General features: G+C 63.3%; 7 protein-coding genes. 5 read left to right on the forward strand and 2 right to left on the reverse strand.

The window, feature by feature from the left end; all coding sequences use genetic code 11:
- The coding region (locus AB4Z11_RS15385) for an aminotransferase-like domain-containing protein (protein ID WP_442026122.1) at positions 1 to 1,168 on the reverse strand (1,168 nt) is incomplete at its 3' end.
- A 104-nt stretch (positions 1,169 to 1,272) separates the two neighbouring features.
- Here AB4Z11_RS15385 and AB4Z11_RS15390 point away from each other — a divergent pair.
- The 5 genes from AB4Z11_RS15390 (at position 1,273) to AB4Z11_RS15410 (ending at position 6,591) form a co-directional block, all read left to right on the forward strand.
- Positions 1,273 to 2,250 (forward strand): threonine dehydratase, encoded by a 978-nt coding sequence (locus AB4Z11_RS15390; RefSeq protein ID WP_442026123.1) that lies wholly within the window; start codon positions 1,273 to 1,275, stop codon positions 2,248 to 2,250.
- Positions 2,251 to 2,393: 143 nt separating this feature from the next.
- The gene (locus AB4Z11_RS15395; RefSeq protein ID WP_442026127.1) at positions 2,394 to 3,251 is read left to right on the forward strand and encodes a DMT family transporter; all 858 of its coding nucleotides are present in this window, start codon (positions 2,394 to 2,396) and stop codon (positions 3,249 to 3,251) included.
- Positions 3,252 to 3,321: 70 nt separating this feature from the next.
- The gene (locus AB4Z11_RS15400; RefSeq protein ID WP_442026124.1) at positions 3,322 to 3,783 is read left to right on the forward strand and encodes a RidA family protein; all 462 of its coding nucleotides are present in this window, start codon (positions 3,322 to 3,324) and stop codon (positions 3,781 to 3,783) included.
- A gap of 55 nt (positions 3,784 to 3,838) precedes the next feature.
- On the forward strand, positions 3,839 to 5,032 hold the full coding sequence (locus tag AB4Z11_RS15405; RefSeq protein ID WP_442026125.1) for an aminotransferase-like domain-containing protein: 1,194 nt from the start codon (positions 3,839 to 3,841) through the stop codon (positions 5,030 to 5,032).
- A 200-nt stretch (positions 5,033 to 5,232) separates the two neighbouring features.
- A complete protein-coding gene (locus tag AB4Z11_RS15410) occupies positions 5,233 to 6,591 on the forward strand; it encodes a diguanylate cyclase domain-containing protein (protein ID WP_442026126.1) in 1,359 nt (452 codons plus the stop codon).
- Here the strand turns inward: AB4Z11_RS15410 and AB4Z11_RS15415 are convergent.
- Positions 6,588 to 8,135, reverse strand: a complete 1,548-nt coding sequence (locus AB4Z11_RS15415; RefSeq protein ID WP_442026128.1) for an FGGY-family carbohydrate kinase — start codon at positions 8,133 to 8,135, stop codon at positions 6,588 to 6,590. The two genes, AB4Z11_RS15410 and AB4Z11_RS15415, sit on opposite strands and share 4 nt — an antisense overlap.
- Positions 8,136 to 8,142: the final 7 nt, after the last annotated feature.

Here is an 8,142-nt window from a genome sequence, read left to right on the forward strand (position 1 = left end):
ACAGTCCTTCCGACAGAATCTTGTACACCACCCGCTCGCCGATATCGCTGGTGGTCAGGGTTTGCAGCATCTTGCGGTCGGCCAGACGCTGCGCCAGCTCGGGCGAGGTGGCGATGTAGCCGACCCGCAGATTGGCTGCCATCGTCTTCGAGAAACCACCGAGATAGATCACCCGCTGCAACTGGTCCAGCGCGGCCAGACGCGTTGCGGGCTGCACTGCGCTGCCCGGATGCAGGTCGCAGTAGATATCGTCCTCCACGATGGTGATGCCGTGTTCTTCTGCAATGCGCAGAATCTGGAAGGCTTTGGCGGCGGACAGCGACGTCGAACTGGGGTTGTGCAGCACGGAGTTGATCACGTACAGGCGCGGCTTGTGGATCGCCGCCAGTTCCGCCARCTGGGCGATATCGGGACCATCGGCCAGGCGCGGAATGCCGACCACTTTCGCACCCAGCGCGGCGAAGGAACCGAACATCAGAAACCATGCCGGATCGTCGACAAAGATCGTGTCGCCGGGCCGCGTGAATTCGCGCGCCACCATGTCCAGCGCCYGCGTCACGCCGGCGGTGGTCACCAGCTGTTCGGGCGTGGCGGCGATTTCCAGCTCGGCCAGTTTGTGCTGCAGCTGCTGGCGCAGCGGCAGGAAGCCTTGCGGCACGCCGTAATTGAGCAGCAGTCCCGCGTGCTGCCGGCTGATGGCGCGCAGCGCGTTGGCGATCACCGGGCCATCCAGCCAGTCCGCCGGCAGTACGCCTGTACCGGGAGTGTGCTGGTGCGCCATCGGGCGGAACATATTGCGGACCAGCCAGACCACGTCAAGCGTATGCCCGTCCGGGAACGGCGCCTGGCTGCGCTGCTCGGGCGCGTTCAATGCCGTTCGCTCGCGGATGTAGAAACCTGCGCCGCGCCGCGATTCGAGATAGCCGTGCGCCACCAGCTTGTCGTAGGCGGCGACCACGGTGAAGGCAGACACGCCATGCGTGGCGGCGAACTGGCGGATCGAGGGCATGCGCGCGCCGCTGCGCAGGACACGGTCGTCAATGCGTGCGGCGACCGAGCGCACGATCTGGTCGATCAGCGATTCGCCGGATTCGCGCGACAGCAACGCCATCGGCGCAGAGCCACGCGGCGCCCGGGCCGGGGCCGAAGAAATGAGTGTATCGGTCATTTTACCGTCACAGTGCGTAGGATTATCGTCGAAAGTGTACTGGTTCTGTACTGGTCATTTATCCTACGATACACCCATCGATCCACTTTTTCCAGCACACGATCATGAAGCTTCCAAGCGCCATTGAGATTGCCCATGCCGCCGACATCGTCTACTCGGTCATGCCGCCTACGCCACAGATCTCCTGGGCCTTGTTGAATGAGGCGCTGGGCACGCAAGCCTGGATCAAGCACGAAAACCATACGCCGACCGCGGCCTTCAAGGCGCGCGGAGGCCTGGTCTACATGCGCAAGCTGTTGCAGCGTTCACCGGACACGCCGGGCGTGATTACCGCTACGCGCGGCAACCATGGCGTGTCGACGGCGTTTGCGGCACAGCGCAATGGATTGAAGGCGACCATCGTTTTCCCGCACGGGAATGGCGCGGAGAAGACGGCCATGATGCGCTCACTTGGCGCAAATATCGTCGAACACGGCGATGATTTTCAGGCCAGCCGCGAGCATGCCGTGATGCTGGCGGAGCGTGATGGACTGCATATGGTGCCGCCATGCCACGAAGACCTCGTCGCTGGCGTCGCCACCTATTGGCTGGAGCTGCTGCGCGCACGGCCGGATATCGACACGGTGTTCGTGCCGATCGGACAGGGCTCCGGCTTTTGCGCGGCCATCGCAGCACGCGGGGCGCTGGGCTTGAACACGCGCGTGATTGGCGTGGTGTCGGCCGGTGCGCCGGGCTATCAGCTGTCGTTCCGCGCCGGCGAGCCGGTCAGCGCTGCGGTGGATACGGCGATCGCGGACGGCATGGCGTGCCGCACGCCTGATCCGGCGTCGCTGCCGTTCGTGCTGCAATATGCGGACGATGTGGTTGCGGTCAGCGACGACGAAATCGCACGCGCCATTCGTCTGTATTACTACGCGACGCACAATGTCGCGGAAGGCGCCGGCGCCGCGGCGCTGGCGGCGGCCATGCAGCTCAGGAACGACCCGCGCGTCAAGGGCAAGAAGCTCGGCCTGCCGCTGACCGGCGCCAACCTCGAAGCCGAACAATTGCGCCGCGTGCTGGGCGAGGAGCAGTTGCGATGAGCGCCCACAGTACAGACTACCCGACGGGCCAACGCGACTTGTCCATGTGCGCGGCCAGCGGCAGTGCGCCACACGAAGCGGCAGACAACCTGCACACCGGGCCGGGCAGCGTCGTGGAGGGCGGCGGTGCGGAGACGCGGGGGATGTTGCTGGGTCTGGCCGGCGTGGCGATCTTCAGTCTCACGCTGCCGTTCACGCGGATGGCCGTCGCCGATCTCGATCCTGTTTTTGTGGTGATGGGCCGCGCCGTGGTGGCGGCATTGCTGTCGGCCTGCTGGCTGCTGTGGAAGCGTGCGCCGCTGCCGACGCAAAAGCAGATCCCGCCCCTGCTGATGGCCGGCGCCGGCTGCGTCATCGGCTTTCCGCTGCTGACATCCATCGCCATGCGCACCCTGCCCGCTTCGCACGGCGCGGTGCTGGTTGGCGTGCTGCCGCTGGCCACGGCACTGATGTCCGCCCTGCGCGGACATGAACGGCCGTCCATGGGCTTCTGGATGACGGCCCTGCTGGGCAGCGCGCTGGTGGCCGCATTCGCGCTACGCCAGAGCGGCGGCACGCTGCACGCCGCCGACCTGGCCATCTTCGCCGCCGTGCTGTGCGCCGGCGCGGGCTACGCGGAAGGCGGCCGGCTGTCGCAGCAAATGGGCGGCGAACAGGTCATCGCCTGGGGACTCGTGCTGTCGCTGCCGGTAGCGTTGCCAATCGCGACCTGGCAGGCCTGGACCCACGCCCTGCAGCTCGGCGGCGCGAGCGTGCAAGCCTGGGGCGGCTTCGCCTACACCTGCGTGTTCTCCATGTTTATCGGATTCTTCTTCTGGTACCGCGGCATGGCGCTGGGCGGCGTTTCACGGGTGGGACAAGTGCAGCTGGTGCAGCCTTTCCTGTCCCTGCTGGGCGCCGCGCTGGTGCTGAACGAAAAGCTGCAAACCGAGCATATTTTGTTCGCTCTCGCCGTTATTGCCACTGTCAGCGCAGGAAAACGCTTCAAAGTAGCCCGTTGACCGTCGCTTATTCGGAAGGCCCCAGAGTACAATAGCGGTCTTACCGAACCATTTTTACCCGGGAAAAACCATGTCCGTCTACGAAAAACTGAAGTCGCTCGATATCACCCTGGCTCCTCCGGCCGCTCCTGTTGCTGCCTACGTTATGTACGTGCAGACCGGTAACCTGGTGTTCATCTCCGGCCACATCGCCAAGAAGCCGGACGGTAACCCATGGGTTGGCCAACTGGGCAAGAACATCGACACCGCCGAAGGCCAGAAAGCCGCACGCGCCATCGCCATCGACCTGATGGGCACCCTGCAGGAAGCCTGCGGCGGCGACCTGACCCGCGTGAAGCGCATCGTCAAGGTCATGAGCCTGGTGAACTCCACGCCGGACTTCACGGAACAGCACCTGGTCACCAACGGCTGCTCCGAGCTGCTGGGCGAAGTGTTCGGCGACGCCGGCAAGCACGCCCGCTCCGCCTTCGGTGTGGCCCAGATCCCGCGCGGCGCCTGCGTTGAGATCGAACTGATCGCCGAAATCGCCTAAATAGTTTACAGATTGCCGGAAGGCGCTTCGGCGCCCTCCCTTACCGAGAATATTTATGAAAATCGAGACACCGAACCCGCTGCAGTGGCACTTCTCCGAGCGTGCGATGCAGATGCAAAGCTCCTTCATCCGCGAAATCCTGAAGGTGACCCAGCAGCCTGAGATCATCTCCTTCGCCGGCGGCCTGCCATCGCCAGCCACCTTCCCGGTCGAAGTCATGCAGAAAGCGTTCGACAAAGTGCTGTCCACCGCCGGCAAAACTGCCCTGCAGTACGGTCCGACCGACGGCTACATGCCGCTGCGCCAGTGGATCGCGGACTCGGTGTCGCAAAACGGCGCACAGATCTCGCCGGAACAAGTGCTGATGGTGTCCGGCTCCCAGCAGGCGCTGGACCTAATTGGCAAAGTGCTGATCGACGAAGGCAGCAAAGTGCTGGTGGAGACCCCGTCCTACCTGGGCGCGCTGCAAGCCTTCTCCGTGTATCGTCCTGAATTCGTGTCGGTGGACACCGACGAACATGGCCTGGTGCCGTCCTCGCTGGACCGCATCGCCGCCGGCGCGCGCCTGCTGTACGCGTTGCCGAACTTCCAGAACCCGACCGGCCGTTCGCTGTCCGTCGAGCGCCGCCAGGAACTGGTGGAAACCTGCGCCCGCCTGAACCTGCCGCTGATCGAAGACGATCCTTACGGCGCCCTGAGCTACAAAGGCCAGCCTAGCCCGAAAATGGTCGCCATGAATCCGGATGGCGTGATCTACATGGGTTCCTTCTCCAAAGTGCTGACCCCTGGCATCCGCCTGGGTTACGTCGTGGCGCCGAAGCCGATGGTGCGCCGCCTGGAACTGGCCAAGCAAGCCGCCGACCTGCACACCGCCCAGCTGACCCAGATGGTGGTGCATGAAGTGGTGAAGGATGGCTTCCTGGACCAGCACATTCCGACCATCCGCGAACTGTACGGCAACCAGTGCCAGGCCATGCTGGATGCGATGGCCGAACACTTCCCTGCCTCCGCCACCTGGACCAAGCCGGAAGGCGGCATGTTCATCTGGGTTGATCTGCCAAAGCACATCAACGCCATGGAACTGCTGGACGAAGCCATCAAGCAAAAGGTCGCCTTCGTGCCAGGCTCGCCGTTCTACGCCAACGAGCCGGAAACCAACACCCTGCGCCTGTCCTTCGTGACCGTGCCGCCGGAGCGTATTCGCCAGGGCATCGAAATCCTGGGCAAACTGATCAAGGCTCGTCTGTAAATAATCGTCACAATGCCGACGGGATTTCCCGTCGGCAATTAACACCAATTGTCACAGAATTCCGTTAGATAATTGCCAAGTTTGTTGAACAGACAGCGTTTCCGCGTCTTATTTCGGCAAAACTTAGCATGATTTTTTACAATTCTTGTTGGCTAGCCGGTATGATTTGGCCAGACAGTCACCACGGACTTTAGGCCAGCATGATTCCAGGCGGTACCAGCTTTACGACGCGGCGAGACGCCGCGATCCTCATCGTCGATGACGCGCCGGATAACCTGAGTGTTCTGCGGAAGCTGATGGTCGAACAGGGTTACCAGACCTTCGTGGCCAATTCGGGCGAACGCGCCCTGGAAATTGCGCGCCGCGTGCACCCCGACCTGATCCTGCTGGATGTGATCATGCCCGGCATGGACGGCTTCGAAACCTGCCGCCAGCTGAAGGCCAACGCCGCTACCCAAAATATTCCCGTTCTGTTCATGAGCGCCCGCAATGGACAGGACGATGTCGTCGCCGGTTTCGATCTCGGCGCCGTCGATTACATCAGCAAGCCGCTGCGCATGGCCGAAGTGTGCGCACGTGTGCGCACCCAGCTGCAGATCCGCTTCGCTACCGAGAGCCAGCAGGAACAGGCGGAACGCCTGCGCACCATCGTCAACAATATGGCCGAAGGCTTGATGATCATCGAGCCGGATGGACGCATTCAGTTCACCAATCCGGCTTGCGACGGCTATCTGGGTTATATGACCAACGAGCTGGCGGGCAAATCGATTTCCGACCTGCTGAATCCTCTGGTGGCGCAGGAATACCTGGAATACTTCTCGCGCTACACTGCCTCGCCGGATACGGCGCATAGCCACGGCACGCGCGAAGTGATCATCCGCCACCGCACCGGCAAGTCCGTGTGCATGGACCTGACGCTGACGCCGATGTTCCTGCGCCAGCCGCTGTTCATCGGCCTGCTGCACGACATCACCCACCACAAGCTGTCCGAAGATGCGCTGCAGCGCGCGGCGATGGTCGACCCGCTGACCAAGATCGCCAACCGCCGCCACTTCGATACCTTCCTGGAAAAGGAATGGCAGCGCGCCATGCGCAACGGCGCCGCACTGTCGCTGGTGGTGCTGGACGTGGACCACTTCAAGCTCTATAACGACACCCTGGGCCATGCTCAGGGCGACGTCTGCCTGCAGCAGGTCGCGCAAGCCATCAGCACCCACGCCCTGCGCGTCACCGATCTCGCTGCGCGCTACGGCGGCGAAGAATTCGTGCTGCTGTTCGCGGAGACGGAAGCGGATTCGGCCTACTTGCTGGCGGAGTCGATTCGCGCGCATATCGAATCGCTGCAGCTGCCGCATCCGAAATCGCCAACCTCGCCGTGGATTACGGTCAGCATCGGCGTGACCACGCTGCACCCCACCCCGACCGATAATATCGAGGCCCTGTTTGTCGCCGCCGACCGCGCCATGTACGTGGCCAAGGAAAGCGGACGCAATCAGGTCCGCGCCACCCGCCCCGGTGGTGCAGCCCTCGACGCCATCAAGACCGTCGCCAACCGCTAAAGCGCTTCCGGATAGCCTGTGATCGCAGCGATTTCCTGGTACATCGGCTGCAGCCGCTTGTACATTTTCAGGTAGACCCGCTTGTACAGCTGCTCATAAGTCTTGCGATGCGCAGGATCGGGCTGGAACACGCGGCCCGGCCGTGTCATCGCGCTGATCGCTTCGCGGAAGCTGCCGTGCAAGCCGAGGCCCGCCGCGACCGCAATCGCAGCACCCAATCCCGACGTTTCGTAGATGTGCGCACGCGCCGCAGGCAGGCCGAAGATATCGGCCGTCAGCTGCATGGCTGCATCGCTTTGCGAGCCGCCGCCCGCCACGCGCAGCTCGGTGATTGGCACGCCGCTGCGTTTTTCGATGCGCTCCTTGCCTTCTCTCAGAGCGTAAGCCAGGCCTTCCAGGATCGCGCGGTACATATGGGCGCGCGTGTGCACATCGCCGAAACCGATCATGGCGCCCTTCGCTTCCGGTCCCGGCACCTTGATGCCTGGACTCCAGTATGGCTGCAGCATCAGGCCCATGGAACCTGGCGGCACCGCATTCACCAGGCTGTCGAACAGCGCTTCCGGCGCCATGCCACGCTCCGTCGCCACGGCCTGCTCGCGGTCGCCGAACTGCTCCTTGAACCAGTTGACCATCCAGTAGCCGCGGAAGATCTGTACTTCGGTGCTGTAGGCGCCCGGAATCGCCGCCGGATAAGGCGGAATGAAGGGCGTGACTTCCACATACTTCTTGCTGGTGGTGTTGATGGTGGCCGTGGTGCCGTAGCTCAGGCAACCAATGTGCGGCTCCAGGCAACCTGCGCCAATCACTTCGCAGGCCTTGTCGGCCGCCGCAGCCACCAGGGGCAAACCTTGCGGGATGCCTGTTTCGTCGGATGCCTGCTGGGTGATCACGCCGATCACAGTACCCGGCTCCACCAGCTCCGGCAGCATGTCGGGGCGAATCGCCAGCGCCTGCCATTTCCAGTCGCGCGCACCGGCCCATTTGTGGCGCTTGTAATCGAACGGGACGTAAGCCACTTGCGATCCGGTCGAATCGGCATAACGCCCGCTCAGGCAGTAATTCAGATAGCCGGACAGCAGCAGGAACTTGCCCGTGCGATTCCACACATCCGGCTGATGGGCCTTGATCCAGTTGATCTCGGCCTCGCGGCGGAAATAATCGATAGTGCCGTCCACGCCCGCCACCTTGAACGCGGCTTTCCATAAGCCGCCCAGCGGCGGCACCTGCTCGGTGCGGCGCTGGTCCAGCCAGGTGATGGCCGCACGCAGCGGCTTGCCTTCGCTGTCCACGTTGACCACCGTGCCGCGCTGCGTGGTCACGGCCACGCCTTTCACCTGCGATCTGCTGATGCTGGTGGTGGCCCATAGGCGCTGGCAGGCCAGGCACACCGCCTGCCAGTAGCCTTCGGCCTTGTGCTCGGCCCAGCCAGGGTGATCGGAGTAGTAAGGCTCCAGGTGGACTTGCGTCTTGGCGGCGAGGTTGCCGTGCAGGTCGAACAGCAAGGCGCGCACGCTCTGCGTTCCATTGTCGATGGACAGGATATAGGAT

The organism is Pseudoduganella sp. RAF53_2 (genome assembly GCF_052113985.1).
GTDB lineage: Bacteria > Pseudomonadota > Gammaproteobacteria > Burkholderiales > Burkholderiaceae_D > Rugamonas.

What these genes read in the sequence shown, in the direction of transcription:
- AB4Z11_RS15390 (WP_442026123.1), top strand. Translation starts at nt 1,273, where the DNA reads ATGAAGCTTCCAAGCGCCATTGAGATTGCCCATGCCGCCGACATCGTC.
- AB4Z11_RS15395 (WP_442026127.1), top strand. Translation starts at nt 2,394, where the DNA reads ATGTTGCTGGGTCTGGCCGGCGTGGCGATCTTCAGTCTCACGCTGCCG.
- AB4Z11_RS15400 (WP_442026124.1), top strand. Translation starts at nt 3,322, where the DNA reads ATGTCCGTCTACGAAAAACTGAAGTCGCTCGATATCACCCTGGCTCCT.
- AB4Z11_RS15405 (WP_442026125.1), top strand. Translation starts at nt 3,839, where the DNA reads ATGAAAATCGAGACACCGAACCCGCTGCAGTGGCACTTCTCCGAGCGT.
- AB4Z11_RS15410 (WP_442026126.1), top strand. Translation starts at nt 5,233, where the DNA reads ATGATTCCAGGCGGTACCAGCTTTACGACGCGGCGAGACGCCGCGATC.